This window comes from Lysinibacillus sp. GW823-FHT06C08, from assembly GCF_058795135.1.
Window position 1 is genome coordinate 68,229 of sequence record NZ_JBXAHN010000012.1, and the last position, 26,947, is coordinate 95,175.

The following is a 26,947-nucleotide window of genomic DNA, read 5'->3' on the forward strand; positions in this document are numbered from 1 at the left end:
CTTCTCGATGCTCCCAGTCCAGACCTTATGGTTTTAGAATCAAATATTAGATTTTTTACCACAATTCCATTAAGAAAAAACTTGAAAGGAGAATAGCCAGTCAAGGGTTATTAATAAACTACTCAAAAAAGGTCTATTATGGTGATATCTAATTATAATTGATCAGTTTAATATAACGCTATAACACTAATTTCCTAGACTATCTGTATACACACCTTAATTTTAGAAAATATTAAAGAATGATAGGTTTTATTAGAGAATGGCTATCTTTTCTCATGTTGGCAACGCCATTCATAGAATGACAAAACTTCATTTTTCTATTTCTGCTGGTTTTACTTCAAGACCTCTATGTTCATTCCAGTCACAATTGACCATCACACGAAAATAATTATACTCTTCCATTTCATATAAAAACTCTCTTATTATCATTGGAAAAGCTAAATTATAGCCTTTAAAATTAATCCAAACAACTGAATTTCCACCTAATAAATTTACTTTAAATGCATAATCTCCATGCCTATACCACACAGTATTATTAATTCTTTTTTCTTCTTGCATAAATTAATCCCTTCCTTTAATGACATATGAATCTGTAAGAACATCTATCCCCGGATTGCTTCTCCTATTTCTATTACCTGTTGAATCGGCTACACTAAGTTGGACAATAAGGGCTAGTACACTTAGACTACCAACTTAAAGGAGCGTGCTACTATGTCACGTCAACGTCGAACTTTTACATCTGAATTTAAATTGCAATTAGTAAAACTTTATGAAAATGGAAAGTCCCGTGCAGATATTGCCCGAGAATACGATATAACGCCTTCGGCTTTAGACCGTTGGATTAATTTAACTCCAGTGGAATTCAAGCAACAGACCTTATAATTTTTGTCCAGTTTAGTGTTGACATACCAATATTTATCACTTTTCTGTTGATACAAACCTCCTTGAAACATCTCAGGGGAATTCGTCCACCAACCTAGTAAAATTTTCATGTTATAAGTGCTTTGTTTTGTACCCTCAATAGCTTCTGTAGCCTTCTAGCATAGCCCATATGTCACTCCAATGATCTATTTTCCAGCTGTAATGACTTCATCAAAACTATTTGTAGCATGTCTGTGGGCATTTGCCATGGCAACAAAAAAAGATAGAGCAGTTTGCTCTATCCCTTAAAATAAGTCTTTACCTTTTTTGCTGTCGAAAAAACTCATTATCACTTTAACTTTTCCATCGGCATACTTAGTAGTTTCTAAGGTTACATAGTATATACCCTCATCCCAAGCAGAATAATACGTTAATAAACTAGAATTATTGATTGTATTTGTTAAATCCGGTACTCCAAATTCCTCTATCACTTCTTCTTCATACATGTTATGAAGTTCAGGTACTGTGTTAGGTAAATTTTCTTCATTTTTCCAATCAAATTCATGCCAAAAATAATTTAATCTATTGTTATCATCAAAAAAGTAATACGTTGTTCCTGATAAATTATATCTTGCTCTATTTGTAATAATCCTAGCGTTCTCCGTAGAACTAGTAATATTATTTTTCACATACGTATATACAGAATCATACGACATTCCCCAGTTAATACCAGAATCTTCATAATCAGTATTTGATGCTTCCTTAAACACAAGTCCTTTACCTTCTAAATACGTAATAGTTCTATACATAAAAATTGCTAATTCTTCATTTGTGAGTAATCCTTTAGGTTTAAATGTTCCATCACTATAACCCGCTGCAATTCCTGCCCCAACTAGTTTTTTTATCGAATTGTATGAACTACGTGTATTCGGCACATCTTTAAATTCTAATTTTGCATTATTCGGTAAATATTTTCCGTATGCTCTATCAATAAATACAGCTAACTCCTCTCTTGTTACATATGCAGCAGGTTTAAATGTTCCATCCGTGTATCCTGTGACAATCCCTTTTTCAAATGCAGATTGTATTAAACCACTTTGATCATATTCCTTAGGAATATCAAAAAAAACAGTATCTCTCCTAGTTGCATCTAAATTTAACGATAATGCTATCATTGAAATTGTTTCAGTTCTACTCGCTGTAAATTTAGCAAAAGTATCAAATGTATCTGCAGGATAAAGTAATAAACCTTTATCTTCTAAGTAAACAATTTCTTTAAAGCTTGCACTTACTGGCTTACGTCCTTCGTATTTTGCTTTAGCTTCTACATTAAATATTAAAGAAGATAATACTATCATAAAAATTAAAGCCAAACTTAATACTAATCTTATTTTCATAGATATCCCTCCTATTGTACTATTAAAACCTATTTTCTTTTAATTCTTTTTTCTCATGTTACGGTATAATATTATCATATACAAGAAAAATATGCCATAAAAAGTAGAGTATTGTCTATGTTTAGAAGTAAATAAAAAGTCATAAATTATGTGGCTATTTCCGGGAATGCAGCTTTGACATTCCTATTTTCTTTGATAAAGGAGGTTCTTTCGTTTTCATTGATATTTCTACATCAAACAATCCTGATTTTTTGGTCATAATTAAATCCTGCATTCACTTGAAGATGTGGTTGACGCGATCTGCGAATTGAAAGATTTATTAGACGTATTAACGCAAGAAGAATTTGCCGTGAAGAAGGTTAGGATTCTAGTCACTCAAATGAGTGGCTTTATAGTTCTTTAGATACTAAATATACTTAAATATTGGATTATATATCTAGATAAATTACCTTGTTTTTTATATCTATTAGATAATGCTCCTCTTGCTTCTGCCACTTTATCAATAATATGTTGGTCTTCGACAGGGTTAATTTGCTTTGTCGGAAATCTATTTCCATAATTCGCACTGTTTTGTAAGTTATTATTAGGAATAGTATTTGAAGGTTTGTATGAAGATCCACCATTCGGTTTTGTACTAGACACCCCTTTAACTCCCAACACTGACGTGGCTACGCCAAAGCTATCTAACCAATGCTCTTTCGATAGTGGGTCTTTCGGGTTCACCGAACCTTTTACCATGTCCGTCAAGCCTGATGTTGCATAATTTAAAAAATCAGATGGTGAATTGAACATCTTATCTTTTCTACTTTTTGCACCTGACCAAATGCCATCTACTGCACCTAGTGTAAGATAATTTGCAAAATCATATGGGGAGTTAAGTGCTTTATCTTTTCTAGTATCTAAACCATTTTTGAAATCTTTACCAATTTCCTTGAAGCTATTGAATGACTTAACAACTGGATTTTTGATTTCCTTCGCAACCGTTTTGGCAGTTGATTTCGTTTTAATGGCTATTTCCTTCGTTGTTTGTTTAACTTCTTTTACGATTTGTTTTGTTTGCTGGTAGACCTCTTTTGTTTTCGCTGCAGTTTGTTTATAAACTTCCTTGGTTTTACTTACAGTTTGTTTATAAGCTTTTTTAGTTGCTAATACAGCACTTTTTACTACTTTTTTAAATTGCTTCGCTATTTTACTTTTACTTACTTTATTATAGAGCTTACGGGCCTTGGTAAAGAATTTCCCCCACTTTTTCTTCTTCTTTTTCTTCTTCTTTTTTCTTTTTACTCGATTTCTTTTGTTTTTTCTTGGTGGAGCTTTTCTTTTTGGAGGATTTCTTGGAGCTCTTCCCTTTCGATCCTCCGCTCTTTCCTTTTTTCGCTCCACTTGGGGAGCCTACTTTCGGAATCATCCCCAGTAAGCTTCCTGCTAATCCTAATAGACCCATTAGGCATCACCCCACCAACAGGGATCATCCCCATCATGTCTAGGGCGGAATGGAGGTCTGTGAGTAATTCTTAATTAAATCTAAAATTGATTACTTTCAAAATTTTTATATAGGTATATTGAATCTTTCTGCATATTTTAACAATAGGTTATCTCTACTTGAAAAAACATTCTCAATTGAATCATAAGGAGAATCCCCATACTCTTCAATAATGTTTTCATTTAATTCCATCAATACATGCTTAATTTTTTCGTGTACGCTTTGATTACATCTTATTACAATTGCATAGTACCAATCTACTTTACTAAATTTCACTAAAATGAAATTACTAGGGTTTTCCGGTTTTGTCATTATGCGAATAATCTCTGATTCGGATTCAAAATCTTGAATATTTTCAAACTTCGTTTCTCTTGCTAAATTGGTTGGTATTTCCATAATTTCACCTACTTGCTTAACTAGATCGCTTGTATATTCATTTGGAAATTCTAACTCATACTGTACTATAAAATTCTTTTCCACTATTATCACCTATCATTTTATTAATCTTCCATAACTTTACCATTTTTTTAATTTATACATATTTTCTTTGGCTTCATAGATATATAATTCAATATTTTTATAATCACTACTAAATGATTTTAGTACATTTTTACAACTCAAGCATACATTTCTTTCTGAGTATAGGTGGATTACACCTTTGCTAACTCTAGTCTTTTATCATAAATCCTACAGTAACCATTCCTTTTACCTGGTCGCTTCTACCAAAATATCGCGTTGTATCAAAGTGTGTCATATTCCTCCGTACGTCTATCGGTATCACCACTATATTTTCCAAGCCTGTTTGTATATCATACGCTACATCACAGCTCACAAATTCTACTCGGCTTGCTCGTATTCCTATCATCTCTATTATTTCTCTGAAATGTGAGTAATGCTATGGCCTTGTCTCAATTCTTAGGGTATGTAAGTGACCTTCTATTTCTCTAAAGTTTTTAAAATACATATGAATGTATACATCGTCACTTTTCCGCATGTGTAGTTCATAGCTGTATGTTCCACTATAAATCTTCATTTTCACTTTATATTTCTGCACTCCGACCATATAAACACGTAAAAATATCGAATATGGTACATCCTTATAATCTATAACAAACTTATCTATTGAAACCTCTATTTCCATTGCCTGTTCTTCCCCTTGTATGCAAGTACTTGTATACAATTTAATACAGTACATTAATTAAATAATCGTAATCCGTATTTAAACATGCAAAAAAAGCACTTGTCGCCTGTTATAGACAATCAAGTGCTTTAAGTTTATAAATTTCTAAGTTTATTAATATATTTGAAAGTTTTATAAGTTATTTTTAATCGACAGTATGACATCTTTTATACTACTTGGCAAGTGTAACGTTTAAACCCTTTAGCTTGTTTAATCTCGTGTGTTTGTTGCTAATGCCATCCATAAGTGGTCCTTGTAAGTAAAATGTCATCTCGCCTATTCTCGCTCTTATTGCTTAATTGTTAAAATAGCACTCCTTGATGGCCTAGCCTTCATGAGTTATTAATTCAAATTCAAGGACTTATAGCCCGCCCAATATTATAGCGTATATTGGTAATTTTTTTAATTTCACAAATAGTCAACTACATTTAATATAGTGTCTTTTAACGCAACAAACTTAGTTCATTATAGGGCAATACTTCTTCGTAAATTTCTAAAAATGCTTTTTTTAATTCTAATTCTTCATGTTGAGTTAAATCATCATCATTATCGATTTTCTCAATTAATTCAAAAAATCTACCTAGCTTTATACATAAGTTCGATTCAATATTTTCATTTGTATCGACTTGGTAAATTACATCAGGTAATAAATGGTTACTGGCCTTATAAATCAAAATTCCCATCATCTCATTATTCTGTAAGACAACAGAAAAGTCTGAGATTATCTTTATTTCAATGGAGAGGTTTGCTCTGTCCCATTTTTCAGAATAGGATAGTAAAATATCCTCTTCAATATAGTACTCGGCAAAATCTGATAAATTACATTTGAAATCCCTTTCCTCACTTATTTTGGTGTTCCCATCTCTCTCTTCCAATAAGTTTTTATCCATTTTTTCCATTTTTACTATTATTGGTTCGTTTAACTTTATTACCGCTCCTATAAAATTCAAATCTTCCTTATTAAATAATATAGTTCTCCCTTATATAAATTAGGTTCTGTGAATTATTACTTGCAACATAAACCGAATCGGGATTAGATAATATTTCTAACGCTTTTTCTTTTCCAAGTCTATCATGATAGTTTCTTGCATCCTTTAATTTTTCCTTCATTGGCTTTTTTCTAATATCATTTGCTGTTTTAACTTGGTTTCAAAACCTTTTGGTGTGCCACCTTTAGCCGTATCCTAAAACTATATAAACATAACCACAAAAGAAATCTTGGCAATTGAATTTTCCAACTACCACCATTTTATCATTCATTCAATTTAACTTACTCCAGCCATGAAGTAATTAACACCATAAATATTAGATGAGTAATAAAATGAACTAGCAAATTTTCTATTTCGCTAGTTCATTTCTTATCAATATTGGTTTCCAAAAATCCGAATAAAAATGTTCTCAATTTAATCAAGATTTTTGATAAGTGGTAAAATGGAAATAAGGATATTATTAAAAGTAGTTTTTAATTTCATTCCCTAGATATCTTTTAGTTTCACCATCTATTATAATGTTTGTATTCTCAAAATCCACGCTTTCAATTCCAATTGCATCATTAAATCTTAGTTTTTCAAAAGAACAATCAATAAACTTAACATTTTTAAATACTGATGAGTTAAAGCTCGAACTATCAAAATTCACATTTTTAAATATTACATTTGAAAAAGTCGCATCACTAAAAGAACAATTTCGCATATCTGAGTCAATTATAGTCAATTCAGAGAAAGTGCATTCATAAAAACTAGTTCTAAAAGCATCAATTCCTTCAAAATTTGAATTTTTAAATATAGCATGATCGGAATTCCCTTTTTTGTAAACATTATCTTTGAAAATACATTCTTCAAAAGTACTTCCGCATAAAGAAGCTCCGCTCATGTAAACTTGCGAAAAATCACATTCAATAAAATTCACTTCTAAAAAGCTACTATTATTTAAATCGTAATTTGTAAATATTATATTATTTAAGGAGGTATCCTCATAAAAAAGCTTAGATTTTTCATTTGATAATCCTAGTGAATAATCTGTGTATTTCTTTAATTGTATATATATATCCATCTTTCCCTCCTCTATGGCCATAAAATTATATTATCCTTTAATCCTTCCTTTGAAATTTCACTCAAAAGTTCTGCTCTATGTGCTTCACTCATGTTTGTGGTATCCAATATCACATTTTCATTTTCTGCTAGTGAATCTTTTATACTTTTCATAGATTTTTGCAATGTATATCCTCCTTTTTTAGGTTTGAAATTAGAATTAAATGATTTTACATCCCATGCCTGCCCATCTGCATCGAAAAATTCTGATTTACCAGATGGATCTCTGGTTATTGGCCCTTTCAATTTACCTTTTTCTTCTAACCCCAACCCAATTTTTTGTTCAAGTAATCCTTGATTTATATCGTCTGGTCTTTTAGAACCCGCATGAGCTGGATCATCTGCAAGTTTATCTAGCTCTTCTTTACTTCGTCCTCCAGTGTAATTACCAGATTTATCATATTTATCCGTACCCTTATCCTCAGCAGGCTTTTTATTCGAGCCATTTTGTGATGGTTGGGTATTAGACGGCTTCGGACTTGGAGTTGGTGTGTTTCTTCCAACTGTTCCTGTATCCTCTATGTATCTAACGTCTCCACCTGCTAATGCAAACTTCTGCTGCTGTGGTGGTCGCACCATCTGACGCAGTTGCTGTTTGACTTCGGCTACTTTGGATTGTATCTGGGTTTTCACGTTCACTACTTGCTTTTTGACTTTGTCTACTACACTTCCTACTGGACCTTTCAGCGCTTTTTGAACACCTTCAGTGACACTCTTAACTACCCCGGCACCTTTTTTCACAAATTTTCCACCTGTCGCCGCCCAGCCCACAAACGGAATCATCGCGCCAAAGGAAAGGGCCGCATTGACTTTGTCACCTCTGGCCAGATAAATAATGCCATTCACGCCATCCGCTATTTCACCGACACCTGGGATTAACCCTACAAGATCTAATCCTACTTGTAGCGTATTCAACAGATTTTTAGGTTTTACAGCATTTTTCACTGCCTTGGTCGTTGCTTGTGCAGCTTTTTTCACGACTGGTAGTACCTTTTCCTTCACTACCTGCTTCGTTTGTTTGACAGCGGCCTTTACCTGTTGCTTGGCTTTTGTCACAGTTGCCTTTGCTTTTTTCACAACCTTTTTCGTGGTCAGAATCGCTTTTTTAATGGCCTTCTTCGCCCGTTTCACCAATTTACTCTTGGATAAACTATTTTTTAGCTTCCGGGCCTTGGTAAAGAATTTCCCCCACTTTTTCTTCTTCTTTTTTTTCTTCTTTTTCTTCTTTTTACTCGATTTTTTTTGTTTTTTCTTGGTGGAGCTTTTCTTTTTGGAGGATTTCTTGGAGCTCTTTCCTTTCGATCCTCCGCTCTTTCCTTTTTTCGCTCCACTTGGGGAGCCTACTTTCGGAATCATCCCCAGTAAGCTTCCTGCTAATCCTAATAGACCCATTAGGCATCACCCCCACCAACAGGGATCATCCCCATCATGTCTAGGGCGGAATCGAGGTCTGCTTCCTCTTCCTGTGAAGCAACTGACACAGGGGCTTTGATGGACCCTTCCATCGTGACCGCCTGTCCCTGGATATCCGTAATGCCGTCAAACACTATACTACTGGAGCCGCAGGTGAATCGCATGGATTCTGCTGCACTCATGGACATTCGCTTCCCTGCGAAGGTGATCGTGTCATTCGCTTTGACTAGCAGGGAGGGCTTACTATGCACAGTGATGCCGCTGTCCTGATGAAGCTGCAGAAAAACAGCTCCCTCCTTGGCCGTAAATGTCACGGATTGTGGATCTAGCTTCATGTCCTTCCCTTTTGGCGTACCCCAATAGGACGTTTTCGGATCAGCCGTTTTTGGGTTGGCCTCGCCACCTTTTCGTACACTGTGGCGAACAATCGCAGCTTCCTCTCGATGTGTCGGGAAGGTAAGATGAACATGATCGCCCTCCTCTGGCAGACTGTAAAAACCACTATGTCCTTCTGCTGTATATGGCGTAGCCAATGGGAACCAGGTAGCTTCTTCCTTTTTTTGCGCCTCATCCATGCTGAGATGGAGTCGTACCTGATCCTTTTTGACCTCTAACACCTTTCCTTCAATAGCAGTACCTGGTAGAAACGGAATACTTCGTCTGTCTTGACGTATGCCTTTTTTGAACAGCAAATGATATTCATAGGTAAGAATGCCTTGCTTCATGTGGGCGATGGATTTGGCTACCACCAGCTCCTTACCTTGGAGCTGCACACGATCACCTAGCTTCAAGGTCTTTTTAGACTCGATCACATAGGCGACGGTATCCCGCTCCTCTATTGGCTGATCGATGTCATTATGCTTACTATGTAAAAACTTAGAGCGATCCTTTAAAATTTCATAATTTGCCACTGATAGCTTTTCCATTCGTCCTTCAGGTAGACCAAACCAGAACTTCGGCTTATCCGCATCCACTGCAGGGATTAGCACTGTCCGAAAATGGGACGCCATACGTTGTAAAAATTGCCAATCCGTCTCTTTATATTGTAATATAAACTGCTTGAGAGGAGTAGCCTTCGACACAGTATCAATGACATCTGCACCTGAATAGTCTTTTAAAACCTTTTTTAACAGTGCCTGATAAGTCATTTTACTATGCTGAAAGGATCGGTATTTTTGTTTACAGTCTAGCGTGAACGTCGATGATACAGCCTCTAGCTCAATTTGATATACACCCCTTACCATACGTACAGCCATTTCTGTAACCTGTCCTTTAAAAAGTGTGCGTATTCGTTGCCCTTTATTTTTTTGAAATAGCTCTATTCGATCTGACGTACTAGCATGTTGCATGCAACTGTCTTTCTTTTCAGCAGGGATGAATCCCTTTATAGTTAACCTTGCGTGGTCATTCACTGTTTGGGTCAACATAAGATGATGCAACGTCTGGACTTCATAGGGGGATACGAGTTCAAGCTCACCGTATCCGATTACTTCCTCGTATGTGTTCACATGAATTCCCTTCTTTCCTCAAGGGACAATGGATTATTCTTGTCCATCATCTTCTACTTTTATCGTTCCACAATACATACACATATTAATAGATTGACTAATTAACGCTGGATGATTTTCAATTAATTGATCATTCTTGCCATTAATCCAGGGCATTGTGATGACAGGTGTACAGGGCATTGGCTTTAAAACACCATTATTGTCAGCAGTGGCTGCCGCAACTATTGGATTTGCTAATGTTTGGCATAAGCCAAATGGTTGAATATTGTCATGAGGCTTATAATCCATCGTATTCATCTGTGCCTTATTTTTCGTATAAACCCCATGGCTGACTGGCATTTTTAATATACTTGTTTGATCACCTTGTGAGCAGGATAATTTGGCACCAGCTACCACATAGCTCCGTTGGTCGCCACCCTTTGTCTGCAATTCTTCTGACATCGAAAAACCATCCTTTCTATACGTAAGCTGTTGTAACTTTTACTAAACATCGTTGACGATGATTAGAAAATAATTATTTCCTTTTCGCTTCTTGCCCTTTTCAAACTATTTTCCTACTGCCAGAATATCGTTCCATCTTCCTTCAGTTTGTATTTTCCGTAATCGTATTCCCCTAAAATCTCTGCGCAGAATGCTCTCTGCTAATTCAATATTAACTACTATATAGTTTTCTTTAATTCCCTCAATTTGAAAGATCGGATAAGGGGCTGCTAAATGCTCGTCTATTACTAGCTTTTTTAATGTTCCATCCAGATGAAATTCAGTTTGAGCAGAGAGACAAGGAACTTTTGGAGGAATAACTAGCCAATATAATGTTTGCATTACTTTAGGCATATCCATGAGAACAACCGCTTTGAATGGCATTTGTGGTTCGTATTTTTCCACTAATTGTTTAACCGCATCAGAAAAGAGCATGGTTGGCTTTTCAATCAAATCTGTATACACCATCTCGCCTTTCTCTAATACAGGAAATTGGCGTTCGAGCTCCTCTAATTCCTCCATTCTTTCAATTGTTAGTAGCTCTTTTTTTATCACTTGGGCTATACCAACAGGCTCAACAGCATTTGAGATGCGTTCATCCTGAGATAGAATAAAATAGTTCATTTCTCTTCTCCTTTTTCACCATGTCTACTTCCAAATGACACTTGCTGACTGGAATGGATCTAGCTTTAAATATGGCTGAGCCTCCTTAGAAAACATGGCCTTTTCTAAATTGGCCCCTGCAAAATTCGTATTCCTTACATTTGCTCCCATAAAGCTGGCCCCTCGTAAATTTGCTAGCTCAAAATTAGCGCCTTCTAAATTCGCATTTGTAAAACGAAGTGGTAAATAGCCTGGTGATGCCCATTTCTGGCGATCTAGCAAGCCACTCGCTCCCTGTACCTGTTGAAGATTGGCTCCCTGTAACTGACTATTGCTAAAATCGGCCTCATGAATGGCGCTGAAACTCAAATCTGTGTCCATTAGCTGACTTTCCCGAAAATTGGCGCCTATCAACAGACATTCACGCATTTGACAGTTGGTTAAAATGGTTTTCTGAAAAAAGGCATAGCGCATATCCAAGCCCTCATACGTTCCGTCAGCTAAGCGTAATTGATTAAATACCTCATATGGATATTCATCCTCTAGCTTTTCTTCTAACCAAGCTTTTATTTCCTCACTATCCTTCGATGAAAAGTCCTCGCTATAAACTACTTCGTTCATATCCATAAACTCACCAATACGGATTTCGACAGCTACATCCCGCTCCAGTGCTAAATACTCTGGGCATCTGATGATGTCTGGAAGCGCATATCTAGCAAGACTTATTAAATATTGGTGAAAATGATTGGCATCCTGGAGTCTAATGCGATCAATATCTGCTTGCGTAATTGCCCCCATAAAGGTTTTGCTATACAAACTTAGCTCTTGGATGTATTGCTCTAAATAATGATGCACCCAGCTAGCATCATAGGTAGTTAAAAGAGGTTGTAGGTCAAAAAACCATTCGTCGTCCGTAGCCTCTACTAAATAGTGCGGATTTCTCTCCAATAGCTCTGTGCGTAGCATCGAAAATGTAATATGGGCAATTGGTCCTTTCTGGTGAAGCGATTGCTGCTGGGCTAGTTGCTGACATACCTTTTGAAAGGACGACCTAAATTCCTCGGCAAGCTTGTCTTTGGAGGCTTGGAAAAAATCCTCGAGCAGCAAAAGATAGTTCAATCTTCTTTTTTCTACTTCTGTGTCATAAAAATGCTGTAAAATTTCCTGTGCCTGCATTTGTGACTCCTTCTTTCTCTTTTGTTCATCTTTAATTGGCTTTTACTTCTTTTCCAAAAATTTGCACACTGCCATTCATAGTAATTTTACTTTCTTTACATTGTAATGAAATTTCTTCCTCTGCAGACATAAGGATTTTTTTGCTAGCATTCACCGTAATATCTGCCTCAGATATAAGCTTAATCTCTTTTTTGCTATAAATTTCGATACCGTTTGCTTCATTTAAACGAATAAAAATATCGCCATCCTGTGCGGTAATGAGAATTTCTGTTGGACTTAATTTAATCTCTTTACCAAAGGCTGTCCGATAATATTTCGTCGAAGGATCGTCTAGTTTATTAGTGGCCGTTGTATCCAAGTTTTTTCGTATTGAGGTACTAGCAATCCCCTCTTCCTCACGGTGAGAAGGAAAATAGATGTGGACAAAATCATTGATTTCCGGCATACAATACCAGCCACTATGTCCCTCAGCTGTATAGCCCGTTGAGTAAAGAAACCAATGTGCCTTGCCCTTATCCTGCTTGTCATCAATGGCTAAATGTACCTTAATATGATCCTTTGCGACTTCTAACACTTTTCCTTCTAAGGACAAGCCTGAAATATCCGTGTTAAATAGCTCACTTTTTTTCATGCCATTTTTCGTTGACAGTGTATAGTAATGTTTCAGCAAGCCATCCTTCATGGTCGTATTTGCTTCATATATATAGAGAGTTTGTTTATTAAATGTAACGTGATCTCCTATCTGAAGGACCTTGTCGCTTTCCACCTCATAGTAAAGGAAATCATGCTCTCCCATACCTTCATTACCATTCTCTGTATATAGTAGATAGTCTGCTAATTTTTTTCTGGTCGTGTAATGATAATCTTCTAGCTTTCCTTTAGCACTTCCAGCTGGAACACCAAAATGGAACTTTGGCTTGTCAAAGGTAGCAGCAGGCACGAGCCCCGTATTAAAACGAGAGGCTAGTCTTTTTAAAAATTCCCAATCTGTTTCATAATATTGAAGAGTAAACTTTTCTAATTTAGCACCTTTTGTAGCTTCATCAATAACGTCAAGACCAGGATAAACAGGATTTAACAGTTTGAATAAAGCCTTATAGGTCATTTCCTTATCCTGATAGGAGCGATTTTTCTTTTTAATATCTAGCTGATGGGTACTAGAAGCCGCTTCAACCTCTATATAATAGATGCCACGCACTGAGCTAACCTTCACATCTAAAATAACACCTTTAAATAAGGGAGAAGGGACACCGAGGTGGTTAAGCTGGTTTACTTCAATCGCAGATCGTGCCTCGGTCATTTCGACATATGTATCTCTCGCCTCTTCAGGCACAATCCCAGTAAAACGTAACCTAGCATGTTCGTTCATTTTTTTGGTAAGGCTGAGCTCTTGAATGCCGACAAGCTCAAATGGCGATATTTTTATATGATGATAAGTCGTCACTGCACCACTCATAGAACTGCCCCTCCTTTCTCTTCACTTGAAGCGAATTGTAAGGATTCCATCATGGCTCTCGCGATAGGGCGCCAAGTGTCAAGATCATCCTCCATACAATTGAAGGTGCCAATAAGTGCTCGCCCTTCTACGGAGGCAAAGAACATTAAATTAAAAATCTCCCCATCAATGGCAGGTGTAATGACCTCTAAAAAGCCTACTGTTTTGCCATCGATCGTCAGAACCTCTGTATCTAGCCAATCTGCTGAAGGCTGAGCTTGTTCAAGGATGTCCATCATATTTTCTTGAAATCCAGCGACTCCCTCCTCGTTTAATCGATGTGGTGTCAAATTGAAGGCAAGATTGATTGATGAGGAGGTATCTGTATAAATTAGGTTTGGTCTACGCTCAGATGGGTACTTTAAGGACGCTAGTTCAGCAGACATAATAGAAAAAAGCTTTGGCATTCGTATTTTCATTTTGCCATCCAATAATGACTGCTCCATTACTTGTACTTCTTCATCATCAATGGTGATAACATGTTGGTAAATATCGACTTCTTGTAGATCTTCCTGTTCGTCTTGTTCAGGCTCCTGTTCCACTTGTAATGCCGCTTGCTGCTGGGCTAACTCATGTCGTTCCTGATCTCTCATTTCATTTCTTAATGCAATAATCTTTTCATCTAAAAATTTCATCCCACTCACCTTCCGCTTCTTCAACGTATTTTCATCAACTACTTTTCAACTAATCAACGATCATTCGCTTTGGTCGACCTGGACTAGGCATTGGACTAGCCCCAGTTCCACGACCACCATTCTTGGCTTCACCTAATATACGGTATAAATATTTGTGAATTTGACTATTGGAAAATGGTTGAAACTCTAGTTCTAACCGATTACTTATGTACATTTCAATGACATCTCGCTGTACTCGTTCTTCATTTAAACACGCTAAGGCAAATGTTATGTCATAAGTATTGGTTGGACGATTTTTTAATAATTCCTTTGCAAAACATTGTAAAACCTTAGGATGATAGGTACTTTTTTGTACACCTGCATATTCACAGTGAAGATAGTTAACGGTATTGTATTCAGTGGTATAATCCGAAAAATCAATAGGCTCTGATCGTAGCTTTGCTCCCACCTTTAATTTAAAACGCACTATTTCCAATTCATTGGGGGCAAGATACATGGAGTTATCAAGAACAATAGTCGTTGTAAATTGCGTGAAATCCAAATGATTTACTTCTTCAGCAAAACGCACCTTTACTATCGTTTCATTTCCCGTTGCCTCATAAGGCAGCTCATAGCTACTATGTAGCATATAGAGTCTTTTATTATGTTTCATGATGCCCTTGGTCAGAATAATGCTTGTATCTGTTACATGAATATGACAACCCGCTATAATGCCGTTTGAGTATTCCTCGAAATAGAGATCTAAAAATTCCCTCGGGAAATCCCGCAGATTCTCTAGCATTTCCAGCTTTAAAATTCTTCCTTTTTGAAAATGTGGATATTGATTCGTAAACATCTGTTATTCTCCTCTTTTATTTTTTAGCAGATGCCTACTTACTTTAATCCATCAAAGAAATCTAACTCTGATAGATCCGTTTCAAAGGCAAAGAATTCCTTGCTGCCAATAAACAGCTGCTCCTCTTTCCTAGCCACTGGTACTACATGGAAGCCCCAATGATCCTCTCCTGCGAAGACGAAAAATTTCACTTCACCATTGGCTATTGAATCAGTCTCGTCCTGTGGAATTTTATTGGAATAGAACGACACAATACTCTCATAAAGCACGGGTACAAAATTTTCCTGCCTATTGAAATAGGTGTACTTTTGGGTTGTCTGATGATCACTTCCAGTTAGGAAAAATTCGACCTCTGTGACTCCCCATGGGCGTGAAATAGTTCCATGAATTTGATTTAATCGTTCTAAGCTACTGATAAGAAGTTTTTCTTGCCGGTTATGTGTAAATGCACTAACAGAATAAGGTACTATAGGAGCATTATTCGTAACGGTCGTTTCAATCATGCCAATTTTTTTCGCATTTAAGTAACGCAATGCTCCTCTTAAGCAGGCAAGCTTTAATTCTGGCACTTTCCCTACATTTTCAGCCTTTTGCCTAAACTCAATGCTACGGCCTGGCACAAATTCTTTTAAAGCCTCTCGGAAGGCATCAATTTTACAGGATTGTCCAGTCAGCTTAATAATGGAATATTCACCAAGCATGCCACTTTCATAAAACTCCTCTAAAAATTCGCGTACAATATCGTAAATATCTGCTTTTATAAGATGATTGATTTCTTTAATATTGAAAAAAACATTTGGATAATCGTAAACATCTTTAAATTGATGATGTTCTAATAGTGATAAGCACCAGCGATCTACTGTTGTAATATTCAAATCACTATCCTGCTGTGTATCGCTTTCGGAATAAAAGCGGCTTCTCAAAATACCCGTTTTGCGGAAAAATTCCTTCTTCATTTCCTCTGCCATTTCCCATAAAAAATAATGATTATTGCGAACTCTTAGATACTCATCACGTGTCCGATTTTCATATTCCTTAAAGCGTGTAGGAATGATAGATTCCGCATCCTCAAATGCTTTTTCGAAATGCTTGTAGACTGCCTCTACGCCATAATCATCTACATATCGATAAATATCTTTTCCGGGGATATCAATTAACGCATCAATGTCATACGCATTTTTCCCTCGGCTATAATAGTTCGCAAAAACTATTTTCATAAATTGGAAGATGCGATATGTAATATTATTACCTCCAAAATTAGTATCACCATTTTCATAGGTTGTATGAATATCAATTTTGTAGGAAATGTGGCCGTCCTCTATGCGAAACTTACAGGAAGAGAGGTCTGTCGTTCCCCCACCACAATCAATAACAAGTGCTTTGTATTCCTTACTATCCATAAAGCTTTGATTCTCAATTTGATTGGCGATTGTGTTATATAAAACGGACATCCCTTCATCAAGAGCATGCTCTGTTTCAATTTGATATTCAGGTAATATGGCCTGAAACATATCTAAAAATTGAGTTTTCAGCTTGACAGGACTTGAAATATGCAAATGTTTAAATCGACACTTAAATTGGTGCTCAGCCATACGTATGATATAAAGTAAAAATTCTCTTATGATTTGACTACGCGGGACAAGTGCTGTATTGCCATTCGCATCCATCACTTCTTCTAATTTTGCATAATTACTAACCCAACGCTTGATTCCCTGAAATTTAGTAGCCAAGGAGGTATAACTATTTTTTTTCATCACTTTAAGTGCTTCATAGCCAAAATGATAGCTGACATGCTCTGTGTTCGAGCAATCTGCTACTGAAAGCACTGTGGGCACTACTTCAATCCATTCGTTTTGATGAAGTGCGTCTGGGAATTGTACAAAATTAATGCTATTAAGTTCAATCCTCTTATTTAAAAGGTCATGGCTACAAGGAGATGCGACATAATCACTATCCAAAAAAACACCGGCTGTTGTATTTGTTGTACCAAAATCAATCGCAAGGATAGCATTTGTCGACTCTAATTGCTTCATCTCTAAATCTGGTATCGGTACTTTGTAGTAATGTAAATTTGTTGGTGGTAGCGGGATTTCCTGATAGTACGTTTTATACATATACTCGGAATCTTGCTTCCGTAAAAAGATAAAGCTATAGTTTTTATTTTTTGTCTCACGTATGCCAAGTGCTTGATCGGCAGTTAAATAATAACTTTGTGGTCTTTCATCATCCTTGACAATATTTAAAATTCCACATAACTCTAGCTGCTCATTCACAAGTAATACATTGGATTCCACTAGAAACCCACCTGTTTCAACTAAATATTGATCAGGTTTATCTATTTTCATACCTTTATAGACATTCATTTTGGCGGGGATTTTAATATCCCCATTATCAGAAAGCGGCGTCTTTAAATATTTTTGCAAAGCCTCTTCTACTCTTTCAAAGCCCCCATCTTGGTTCTCTTTTATGAGAAGATGTTCCTCAGCCCCACGATATCTTAAAATCTTTTCAATTAATTCGTCCCTTGTCAGCGTATTAATTAAACCTGTTATGAGCTTTTCCTTATAACAAATATTTCTAAGCTGAAAGGTTGTCATTTCCATTAGCTCTACACGTGTATAGGTCATATATTTTTTTTCTGAATAACGCTTATTCAAATTCAATTTATACGAGTATTTGGTCGTCACCTATAGCCCTCCCTTGCTCTCTTTAATAAAGAGCTATTCGATCTAGCATCATGGTCTCTTCTAATCCCATAATGCCAAAATGGTATTGCCAATAAACTTCTATATGGTAGCCAACTGGCAGAAAAATCTCTTGAATGAGCTCAACCTTTTTACTATTTTTTTCTGTCTTTTTTTGCTGAATGTAAAGAAGTAACTCAGCTTTTTCCTCGGACTTAACATAAATGAAACAATTATTAAAAATATTTTTCAGCGTGTCTTTGATCAGGTATATTTCCTCGCCTGTTTGATAGAGTCTAAGCATGTTTAATGCCACAATTTCTTGTTCCTTTTTAGAAAAAAGCTTAATATGATCGCGAACCCGTTTTCCAAATACATTTGCCTGAATATCCCTCAGAATAAAACGAATATAAAATTCTTTTTTATTCATACCTTGCATGCGATCAATCTCAGCTAAAAAGTGTAAGGTTATATCTAATAGGCAGTCTCTAAACTCTTGATCTGATGTATGATCAGGATGAAACAGGTCTTTAAAGATCTGAAAATAACGATAATAAGGATTTACTTCAACATGCTGCTCTACTACCTGTGAATTTAATAGCTGTGGACTAAGCTCCATATACGGTGAATAAATTTGAGCTAGGTGAAAGTAAATATCCTTTGTTTGAAAGCCTTCATCTTCTGTTTTAATTAGTAAATCCCAAATATAATTCATAGCCATTTACCCACACATTTATATTCCATAAAATGTCTTTGTATTTCAGCAATCAGGAAGCTTAATACATCATTCGCAATAAAGTCTCTATCTTGTTTAGATAAGAATTGCAATAGCATTGTTTTTTTATAATTGCTTCCTTCTTGTCTATCCATTAAAAATGGTTGAATAAGGTTACGACTCCCTATTGGTTCGTGTTCCTCGAAAACATCAATTTTCACTAGTTCAAGCATATCTGCTGCCTCAAAGGAATTTATCAGCCGAATAATTTCTCCTTTTGTAGAAACGTTTTGATTATTTTTATAAGAAAGCTTGTGCATAAAATAGTCATTACGACTATTTGAAACTAGCGCAAAATTTAATTTGCCAATATGCTCCTGCTCTACTTTAGCAATTTTTAATAATCGCCATTCTCCCGATTGCTCTAGTGGCGAAACAATTGTCAGTTCATGGTCTGAACGTTTGACATACCTAACATTTTCCTCTTCTGTATCAATGACATAGCCATGTTGATTACCCGTTTTTCGTAATGATAAGACATGCTCAAAATTGACTCTATCTATAGCCGGGAATGGAAAACCACTATTCTTCACCACATGGGGTTGAATATTCCAAAGCGGCACCATGTTCAATCGTTTGTATTGCTCATATTCCTCTAAATCAATCGTCACTTCTTCTATTTCCACATCTTCATGTAACGGCGGACAGTCTACAACGATGACATCCAGAAATTTATGAACAAATGGATGATTAATCGTTTTCCAAGGAAGGCCATTTATTTGAAAAATAGAGTACAGCTTTTCGATTTCCTTTACATAACGATTATTCTTTATCAAGCCAACTTGAATCTCAACCTGACCCTCAGACGTCTTTAAACTTCCTCTAAATATTCTTGGCTGTGCAAGTAAATGTTGAATCACATCCGAATTACACGCTAAAAATATAGTCATGAGCATTGCCGGTTCATGCTTTTTAATGGACCCAAGAAGCTTATCCATGTAAATTTTTTTCTCCTCTACATCTGTTGGACATATTGGAAATAAACAGTCATGGATGGGATCGACATCCTCCCTAGGAAGCAGTGTTGCATAGATATCGTATTTATTTTCTATATCATCCATCTCATTGAAAATACGCTCCTCAAGCTTGCGGTTCATATCCTCTTGATAGTCGATAAGATTTACAAAGACACCACTTACAATATCCTTTAGTAATTGACGTTGCTCTAAATCTTCTATTTTTCGTAAACGTTCGAACATGAGCTCTTTTAACAATTTACTTTCCTTCTTTCATAAACCCAGAATTGGATTGCTAACTGGCATCAGGTACTTCATCAATCGGTAAGTCTGCCTCGTTCGGGATAGCATTTTCCGGTGCTTGTCCTTGTGGAATAGGATTCAATTTATCATTTACATTCATAATTTTTCTCTCTAGCCCTAAAACCTTTGCCAATAATTCTGTTTCCTGATAAATCTCTTGAGCAAGCGTATAGGATTCTATTGCTTTTGCGTATTCCTGACGGGCATAGCTCTGATCGCCATTCTTTTCTAATCCTTCTGCCTTTAATTCTTTTTGGGCCTTTTCTAATTCTTTTATTTTTTCCTCTGTGTCCTCTATTTTTGTTTTAATCTGTGGCTCGCCAGTAAAAGAAATAGCCAGTGCTTTTTTTCTAGCCTTTTGGTAGATGGCTAAGGCACCATTGTAATCCTCAGCCTCAAAGCGAAAATCAGCATCCTTGATGGCGTCAACAATTTCAACGATGGAATCCATATTTTCAATTCTTTGCACTACCTCTCCCTTACCGAATCCATTAATGATTTTTCCCTCTTTTTTTGCTTTTTCATAGTGTTCCAACGCCTCAGCAAATTTTCCAGTTTCCGCTGATTGATCACCATTGATAATGAGTTGTGTCACTCTTAATTTTCTAGCTAACAAATTTCTATGTATAGGATCTTTCAATTTCTTTGCCGCATTTCGGCCCTCACTATATGCAAGAAGCGCTTCATCATAATTTCCATCCTGAAAATATTGATTGCCGCTCTTTTCATGATCCTTCATTTCTACTGATAGCTCAGCAATTTTTTTAGCTTGTTTTGCTTGATAAAAAATTGTGCTACCACCTACAACCAACGCTACTACTAATGCAGCAGCAATCATTTTTATATACTTTTTCTTGTTTTTATTTGTTTCCTGATAAACTTTATTAACAAATACTGCAGCAACCGTATAGTTTTCTACCACTTTTCTTTGTCTACTTAACAAAATTTCTTCCAATAAATCGGTATATTGTTCTGAATCCTTTGCACCTTCAAGTGCATCGGCCATCTCAATCTCACTAACATCTTCCCAGAATCCTGCCGTACAAAGTAATAAGGCATCCCCATCCATGAGCTTCATTTTCTTAGACACAAATGGTTGGAAATCATTTGGCTTACCAAGATAATTTAGCAAATTCCCTCTCTCTTCATGCTGGCTAATATCTAAGGATCGATTTCGATTGTTCACAATTTCCTGTGCTAAACTTTGGTCCGTGCTTTTGTAGGTTAATGTGCCATTACGGAAATGATAAAGTCGTGAATTTCCCGCTACTGCCACAATCATCTTTGAATAATCCGAAACAACTATGACAACACTAGCCTTCAATCTTACACGTAAACTTTGAGCTTGAAGTATATTCTGTGCATGCTTGAGATATTTTTTTATACTTCTTCTCGACATAGTTGGTTTTTCCATAAAACGTTCCAAAATAGCCTTTACTGCAAGCTCGGCACTGCTAATTTCCTGATCCGCATCTAAGCCCTTTATGGCTACCCAACAAGCAACATCATCGAGTTCTGTATACGCAAAGTAGTCTTTATTTTGCAGAAAGGACCCAGCTTCAGATAGAAAACTAGTTTTAAAGTCACAATTTTCCTTTCTCATAAGTCTCCTCCTTCTCTATTCCCCCGTCACCATATTTTTTCCAAAATCAAGATGGTCGCATTGTCTTGATTCTTTAGGCGTTTTTGTTCAACGGCTTTTATAATGTTTTGTGCTAAATCATAGGGTGGAGCTTGCTGAGAGAGGATTTTTTCCATTTCAACCTCTGTTAAAGCATCATAGATTCCATCACTAAATAGGCAAACCTTGTCTCCTTTATGTAGTTGAATAGGATTATTTCCTGTATCTAGATTTTTAAAGCCTTCATATCCCAAATAATTTATTAATCGCTTTTTCAAAGGATTTTCCTGCACTTCAAGTTGCGATATTTCACCCGCAATATAACGTTCAGTTAATACCGATTCAAAAATATGTTTTTGGTTAATCGCTAAAAATTCACCGTTTCTAAAAATCGTGATAACACTATCACCTACCGCACCCCAATGTAAGTAGCCATCATTATCAATAATGGCGGTGACTAATGTTGTTCCTCCATTGGAGCCATTCAAGTTTTCTACAATCATATGATTACTCGCCATAGCTGCTTTCTTTAAAAAATCTTGTAGCTGATTGAGGTTACCAAGCTTTTTAAATTCTTCTATAAATGTGGTCACTGCGATCGTACTGGCCATGCGACCATTGGCTAACCCACTAATCCCATCTGCAAGCACCGCGATTGTGCCTTGTGCCGTCTCAGCGGTTGAGAAATAATCATCCTGTTCATCCCGCCTTCCTATCGTCTGACCATTTCCAATGTAAATTTTCCCTTTTTCCATTTTTTGAGCAAGGATACCTCGTATGATGAGTAAAAAAATAAGTACAACAATAAAAATTAATGCAATTATGTAAGGTACTAGCTTATGGTCCATTCGTCATCATTCCTCACTTTGATTGTTTTCCCATTCAAAGTGGACGCCACAAAGTGGAATAAATAAAAACATACTTCTCCCTAACTGAATAACATCATAGGCTGCTAATTCAGTTGGTGTATAAACCGCTTCATTATTTAGATAAGCTAGTCCTGATGCATCTCCGGGTAGCAAGTAAAAGTTACGTTTTTTAGGATCATATACAATGACTGCATGATTACGTTTAGAGATGGAATTGTCTCCAGCAATTCGAATATGCATGTCTTCTGCTCTACCGATAAAATTCTTTTCCGATAAGATCCGATAATCTCTCCCCATTTGCGGCCCTTCAATACAAACCAACCATCCTGTAACAGGATCAATTCCATCCATTTCTCCTAAATAAGGCAATGTTTTATCATCTGCTTCAGCGACAGGTGTGGATGGGCTATTTTGTCTTTGCTCCTGCTCCACCATGACATTACAGTACGGGCAAATATTACGATGTCTCCTTGAACTAAACATATGACCATTTGTACATCTAATTAAACTCATTCCAAAATCCCCCATCTATGTTACGAATTTTTCTCTATTTCACCAAAATTCGCGTATTTGCTATGTATATCGTATCTCCATTACCTAGTGGGTATGGAATCTCTTGTTTTAATCTATTTTTCACCCGCTTATGCGCCTTTTTTAAACCTACCCCATTAACAGAATCAATATCCTCTACATACCAAATACCAGCTACACAGTTGAGGACCGCATGTTCATAATTAACAAGAGATTCATATTCTGTTCCACTTAAATCAATATCTGCCTTATATTCAGCTGAGCTTTTTCCTATAAGTAATGAAATTTGATCACCAAGCTCCCATTCATCCACTTCAATCCCACTTTCATTAAGGAGAACAAGCTTAGAAATGTCCTTATTTGTCATAGTTTGAGTAATTGCTTTCGCCTCGTATTTGAGAGAACCATAAATAATAGCAAGAATGACCATTACTGTGCCAATAACAAATTTTAAAAGAACCTCCTGATTCATAACAAAAACATATAAAATGAAAAAGAAGGCAATGGTGACAATAATGATATCGATAATTTTTATAAGCATTTTTTTTCTTGCATTTTCACTGTAAGCTTCAGTTGGATATTGATCATACATGTAATCACACTTCCTCACTTTTTACCATTTGATTATTTATTAAAAAAGCGCTCAAATAAATCCGTTGTGTCAAGGGGATTTTTCTTCGCATTTTTATGTAGAGTTGAGGACATTTCTTTTGTTTTCGGATTGAAGCCAAAAAAGTGTTCAAAGTTTTTTTCAATATTATTTATATTAAAATCTGGTTTTTTGTCTGCAGATTGATGTCCATTAGAATGTCTTTCATCCTTTTGCTTCGATTGCCAGCCTGTACCTGGATCATCGAGACTAGCATCATATGACTCTCTCAATGCCGGATCTTTCAGTACTTTATAGGCTTCTGTAGCTTTTAAGAAAATTTCTTCTGATTCTTTGTTTCCCCCGCTTACATCAGGATGGTGCTTTTTGGATAGCTTCCGATAAGCGAGCTTTATTTGATCTTGTGTGGCATTTCTACTAACACCTAAAATTTCATAATGTGTTTTCATCTTTTCAACCCCAATTTAGGATTATTAAAAATTATCTAAGGAACTAAATAAGTTCCTTAGATAATTAGAAGAGTTTTATCAAGCTACAACCTTAGACAGCGTAGCCACCCTCGATTTTTGCCAAGTCTGTTTTGTCTTTCTTTTGCTTAATGAATAAGTAGAATTCACCAATACCTTCTGTATCACCATATCTTTCTGTGTAATCCACAACAAAAGCATTTGGGAAGTGAATTTTTCTTACTACTTGATCCGCTGAGATAACCTCAAGCGTTACTTTACGGTAACAATCTGCTTTTTCAGCAGGTACTAATGACCATAATCCTAATTTCATCGTATCATCAGAATTATCACCATCAGTAGCAGTTAAAATTTTACCTTTTACCTTTAAAGTTGCTCCAACATCTGTAGAGCGAGCATTAGAATCGTTTGGCGTATCTGTCTCATACTCGACAGTCATAATGCTTTCTAACCCTAATTCAATTGCTTCTGATCCTTCTACTTTTAATACAAAACCCATTTTTAGTTCCTCCTAATTTGTGTTGAATGACTCCCATCTTCTCTGATGAATTAAGTTTAAGCATAGCTATCTCATTTCACAGAGCAACGTGTTAAAACAAGCATTGTGAAATATGTAATTTTTCATCTGGATGATGTTAGTCGATTCATATTTATGTTAAAAGATTTATTATTTAATAAATCTTAAACATCCTACGTAAATTTTTAATGATTGAAATAAATAAATTGTTAGGCTTTAACAGCGCTTGTCCCTTTAGTAATCGTGACTTCAAGATTTTTGACATTCCCATTAAATACAAGATCAATTTGACATAGACTTGTTTTCTCATCAATGATGTAGCCGATATCGTCTCCATCATGGATAATAGAGTTTACATGGCCTTTATCATTGAGCCACTTACTTTTTTGACTGCTTGGATTATTACTAAAGAAACGAACAATATTTTCATGTTTAAAGTCCCCTGATTGGAAACGAAGGATTCTTTCAATATACGTACTAACTTGAGTTTTGTAGATTGAATCAAACCCATCTTCTTCCATCGCAAGACTTCTTGCTTTATAGACAGTAATACGTCTAATATCTTTATCCTGTAGTTGAGCATTTTCAGAAGAGAATACAAAACCAAAGCTTCTGCTATTAATAGCATCCTTAATATTATTCGTAAAACCGGAAATCTCTTTTGCCATAGTTGTTACTGCTCTTAGTGAATTATCTCCCGCTTCAATATCGAATCGAACTCCCGGATAATTTCGTTTAACATTTTTAAATGATTCCTTTAAATACTCTGGACATTGGTAGGCAGATACGATACCTGCTGCAACATAACTAGCATCCACATAAACGCCTTCAATCCATAGCTTTAAGATATCTTCTTTCTCTTTTGATAAACGTGCTCCATTTTCAGTAGTATGCATACGTGTATCAATAACGACTCCTGATTTATCTTTAGGAATAATCGTAAAGTTTGGTAAACATGGTATAGCAAACTCACTATAATCCTTTCTAACTAGTACAGAGCATTTATCGATAAGACGATCAATACCAGCTGTTGCAATCCCATTGAAGGTTGTTTCTTCTTCAGCCATAAAGTTAAAGAAAATTTGCACCTTGTAATCTTTTATAGTGTCCAAGAGAATGGATAGTGATTCCATCGTGTTACCCTCTTGCTTGGTCACTTTATCGTTTCCTTTGAATCTAGATCGACTTACTTTCATTTTTCCAGATGCTTCAAGTTCAAGGGCTGGTACAATTCCATACCATACCGTATCTGTAAAGTCATTTTTCGAGTTCACAGTGTTTAAGTAAGTACGTAATCTCGGTAGGTTATTACTTTTTACCAGCATATCTAACTTAGTGTTAGTGACGATTAATGAAGGTTGCATACCCTTGTTTTTAGTTGCATATTGATCAAAATACATTTTGATCCCTAATAATTTTTCAACTAAAGGTTTAACCGTTTTGACAAATTCATCCTTTGCATCCTTATAGAATTCAAGATATGTATTGTAGTTTTGAACTTCTGTTTCTACATCAAATTCAGCTTTAATTGCTGGAAGCGGCGAGAATGTTCTGACGACTAAATCTTTCACATAAGAAGATGGTGATTCAGTTATTGCTTCGTAATCTTCCTCAAATACAGTACTTAAGCCATAATTACTATTTTCCTCAATGACCATTAATTCTGCACTATTTGTTTGTGGTGCCTCAATGATTTTCAATTCACCATTGTCACCAATTGAAAGAGTACCTATTTGTAACTTTTCAGATTCTCCCTCATCTTGACTACCACCCAATAATAATCTTGTTTTAATATCCTCAATTGCTAACGGTAACATCGCCATCACATTGTTATAGTTTCTACTAGCTACTTCAAACATAAGATTAAGCTTGTCACCTGTATCTAATTTCTTAGGGTCGCCTTCATCTAGCTTGTCATATTCACCATACAGGTAATGAATCTCTTTACGTACTTGACGAATGTCATCCATGACTTTTTTAGGAGAGATCATATCAAGTAAATTTTCAAATTTAAAATCTACATTGGCAATTCCTTGACTTCTTTTTGTATCAATGAGCGTAAATAGCATTTTTAAAAAATCATTATTTTGGTCAATTGCTATTTCTGAAATACAATCATCTTGAATTCCTTCTGGCTTTTTTAAGGTATACATGACTTTTTGATTTGCGGCATTGTAAAATGAGTAAACCGTGGGAGAAAACTTATCTAAAAATTCATCGAAACTTTTTACAAGAAGACTTTGATTAATTTCTTTAATTTTTTCATCACTTAGACTATCAATTCCTTTGACATCTCCAACGAGCGTAATTAAATCCAATTTCTCAGGATTTATTTCTTCAAAGAGCATAGTTCGGTTTGTTTGATTAATAATCTCCATTCATTTGGCTGTATAATTCTACAGCCATCCCTCCTTTTAAAACGAATTCGAGTAGGCATAAGCATTAGTAAGTAATTAGA

At 35.8% G+C, this 26,947-nt stretch carries 27 protein-coding genes; 1 reads left to right on the forward strand and 26 read right to left on the reverse strand.

The annotated features are described in order from the left end of the window. Positions 1 to 309 precede the first annotated feature (309 nt). The gene (locus AC1Q6O_RS20915; RefSeq protein WP_107922144.1) at positions 310 to 558 is read right to left on the reverse strand and encodes a hypothetical protein; all 249 of its coding nucleotides are present in this window, start codon (positions 556 to 558) and stop codon (positions 310 to 312) included. A 153-nt stretch (positions 559 to 711) separates the two neighbouring features. Here AC1Q6O_RS20915 and AC1Q6O_RS20920 point away from each other — a divergent pair, with 153 nt between their 5' ends. After that, positions 712 to 882 (forward strand): transposase, encoded by a 171-nt coding sequence (locus AC1Q6O_RS20920; RefSeq protein ID WP_427422475.1) that lies wholly within the window; start codon positions 712 to 714, stop codon positions 880 to 882. Between the two features lie 284 nt (positions 883 to 1,166). Here AC1Q6O_RS20920 and AC1Q6O_RS20925 read toward each other — a convergent pair whose 3' ends face one another. The 25 genes from AC1Q6O_RS20925 to AC1Q6O_RS21045 form a co-directional block, all read right to left on the reverse strand. Continuing rightward, positions 1,167 to 2,258 carry an S-layer homology domain-containing protein gene (locus AC1Q6O_RS20925; protein WP_107922142.1) on the reverse strand — a complete coding sequence of 364 codons (1,092 nt, stop codon included), beginning with the start codon at positions 2,256 to 2,258 and terminating at the stop codon, positions 1,167 to 1,169. 399 nt (positions 2,259 to 2,657) lie between these two features. Further along, entirely contained in the window at positions 2,658 to 3,641 is a 984-nt protein-coding gene (locus tag AC1Q6O_RS20930) for a hypothetical protein (RefSeq protein WP_164908681.1), read from the reverse strand. Positions 3,642 to 3,807: 166 nt separating this feature from the next. Beyond that, the gene (locus AC1Q6O_RS20935) at positions 3,808 to 4,221 is read right to left on the reverse strand and encodes a hypothetical protein (protein WP_107922141.1); all 414 of its coding nucleotides are present in this window, start codon (positions 4,219 to 4,221) and stop codon (positions 3,808 to 3,810) included. Positions 4,222 to 4,257: 36 nt separating this feature from the next. Beyond that, a complete protein-coding gene (locus tag AC1Q6O_RS20940; protein WP_492402120.1) occupies positions 4,258 to 4,362 on the reverse strand; it encodes a hypothetical protein in 105 nt (34 codons plus the stop codon). A 1,002-nt stretch (positions 4,363 to 5,364) separates the two neighbouring features. Then, the gene (locus AC1Q6O_RS20945; protein WP_107922139.1) at positions 5,365 to 5,820 is read right to left on the reverse strand and encodes a hypothetical protein; all 456 of its coding nucleotides are present in this window, start codon (positions 5,818 to 5,820) and stop codon (positions 5,365 to 5,367) included. Between the two features lie 61 nt (positions 5,821 to 5,881). Next, entirely contained in the window at positions 5,882 to 6,031 is a 150-nt protein-coding gene (locus tag AC1Q6O_RS20950) for a hypothetical protein (protein WP_396631859.1), read from the reverse strand. Positions 6,032 to 6,370: 339 nt separating this feature from the next. Then, entirely contained in the window at positions 6,371 to 6,973 is a 603-nt protein-coding gene (locus tag AC1Q6O_RS20955; RefSeq protein ID WP_164908728.1) for a pentapeptide repeat-containing protein, read from the reverse strand. A gap of 11 nt (positions 6,974 to 6,984) precedes the next feature. Further along, positions 6,985 to 8,367 (reverse strand): hypothetical protein, encoded by a 1,383-nt coding sequence (locus AC1Q6O_RS20960; protein WP_492402123.1) that lies wholly within the window; start codon positions 8,365 to 8,367, stop codon positions 6,985 to 6,987. 35 nt (positions 8,368 to 8,402) lie between these two features. Next, the gene (locus AC1Q6O_RS20965) at positions 8,403 to 9,932 is read right to left on the reverse strand and encodes a contractile injection system protein, VgrG/Pvc8 family (RefSeq protein WP_342529989.1); all 1,530 of its coding nucleotides are present in this window, start codon (positions 9,930 to 9,932) and stop codon (positions 8,403 to 8,405) included. Positions 9,933 to 9,965: 33 nt separating this feature from the next. Beyond that, complete coding sequence (locus AC1Q6O_RS20970; RefSeq protein WP_008180110.1) at positions 9,966 to 10,373, reverse strand: DUF4280 domain-containing protein; 408 nt, start codon at positions 10,371 to 10,373, stop codon at positions 9,966 to 9,968. A 105-nt stretch (positions 10,374 to 10,478) separates the two neighbouring features. Next, positions 10,479 to 11,036, reverse strand: a complete 558-nt coding sequence (locus tag AC1Q6O_RS20975) for a serine protease (protein WP_492402126.1) — start codon at positions 11,034 to 11,036, stop codon at positions 10,479 to 10,481. Between the two features lie 24 nt (positions 11,037 to 11,060). Further along, complete coding sequence (locus tag AC1Q6O_RS20980; protein ID WP_492402128.1) at positions 11,061 to 12,191, reverse strand: pentapeptide repeat-containing protein; 1,131 nt, start codon at positions 12,189 to 12,191, stop codon at positions 11,061 to 11,063. 31 nt (positions 12,192 to 12,222) lie between these two features. Next, the gene (locus tag AC1Q6O_RS20985; RefSeq protein WP_492402129.1) at positions 12,223 to 13,647 is read right to left on the reverse strand and encodes a hypothetical protein; all 1,425 of its coding nucleotides are present in this window, start codon (positions 13,645 to 13,647) and stop codon (positions 12,223 to 12,225) included. Continuing rightward, positions 13,644 to 14,321 (reverse strand): hypothetical protein, encoded by a 678-nt coding sequence (locus AC1Q6O_RS20990; RefSeq protein ID WP_216604729.1) that lies wholly within the window; start codon positions 14,319 to 14,321, stop codon positions 13,644 to 13,646. Before AC1Q6O_RS20990 ends, AC1Q6O_RS20985 begins: the two co-directional genes overlap by 4 nt. A 49-nt stretch (positions 14,322 to 14,370) precedes the next feature. Beyond that, on the reverse strand, positions 14,371 to 15,156 hold the full coding sequence (locus AC1Q6O_RS20995) for a hypothetical protein (protein ID WP_008180101.1): 786 nt from the start codon (positions 15,154 to 15,156) through the stop codon (positions 14,371 to 14,373). A gap of 38 nt (positions 15,157 to 15,194) precedes the next feature. Further along, positions 15,195 to 17,783 (reverse strand): molecular chaperone, encoded by a 2,589-nt coding sequence (locus AC1Q6O_RS21000; protein WP_492402141.1) that lies wholly within the window; start codon positions 17,781 to 17,783, stop codon positions 15,195 to 15,197. A gap of 82 nt (positions 17,784 to 17,865) precedes the next feature. After that, a complete protein-coding gene (locus AC1Q6O_RS21005) occupies positions 17,866 to 18,561 on the reverse strand; it encodes an iron-dependent peroxidase (protein ID WP_492402130.1) in 696 nt (231 codons plus the stop codon). Beyond that, positions 18,552 to 19,814, reverse strand: coding sequence for a normocyte-binding protein (locus tag AC1Q6O_RS21010; RefSeq protein ID WP_492402131.1), 1,263 nt, complete (start codon positions 19,812 to 19,814; stop codon positions 18,552 to 18,554). Before AC1Q6O_RS21010 ends, AC1Q6O_RS21005 begins: the two co-directional genes overlap by 10 nt. A gap of 52 nt (positions 19,815 to 19,866) precedes the next feature. After that, on the reverse strand, positions 19,867 to 21,477 hold the full coding sequence (locus tag AC1Q6O_RS21015) for a serine/threonine protein phosphatase (protein ID WP_237068806.1): 1,611 nt from the start codon (positions 21,475 to 21,477) through the stop codon (positions 19,867 to 19,869). 26 nt (positions 21,478 to 21,503) lie between these two features. Next, complete coding sequence (locus AC1Q6O_RS21020) at positions 21,504 to 22,343, reverse strand: PP2C family protein-serine/threonine phosphatase (protein WP_107922127.1); 840 nt, start codon at positions 22,341 to 22,343, stop codon at positions 21,504 to 21,506. 6 nt (positions 22,344 to 22,349) lie between these two features. Continuing rightward, positions 22,350 to 22,877, reverse strand: coding sequence for an FHA domain-containing protein (locus AC1Q6O_RS21025; protein WP_036127052.1), 528 nt, complete (start codon positions 22,875 to 22,877; stop codon positions 22,350 to 22,352). Between the two features lie 34 nt (positions 22,878 to 22,911). After that, positions 22,912 to 23,487: an FHA domain-containing protein gene (locus AC1Q6O_RS21030; protein WP_089986106.1), complete on the reverse strand. Its 576-nt coding sequence runs from the start codon at positions 23,485 to 23,487 to the stop codon at positions 22,912 to 22,914. Between the two features lie 32 nt (positions 23,488 to 23,519). Further along, the gene (locus AC1Q6O_RS21035) at positions 23,520 to 23,954 is read right to left on the reverse strand and encodes a J domain-containing protein (RefSeq protein WP_036221533.1); all 435 of its coding nucleotides are present in this window, start codon (positions 23,952 to 23,954) and stop codon (positions 23,520 to 23,522) included. A gap of 91 nt (positions 23,955 to 24,045) precedes the next feature. Then, positions 24,046 to 24,471: a hypothetical protein gene (locus AC1Q6O_RS21040; protein ID WP_008181062.1), complete on the reverse strand. Its 426-nt coding sequence runs from the start codon at positions 24,469 to 24,471 to the stop codon at positions 24,046 to 24,048. A gap of 227 nt (positions 24,472 to 24,698) precedes the next feature. Then, positions 24,699 to 26,867, reverse strand: a complete 2,169-nt coding sequence (locus AC1Q6O_RS21045; protein WP_008181059.1) for a hypothetical protein — start codon at positions 26,865 to 26,867, stop codon at positions 24,699 to 24,701. Positions 26,868 to 26,947: the final 80 nt, after the last annotated feature.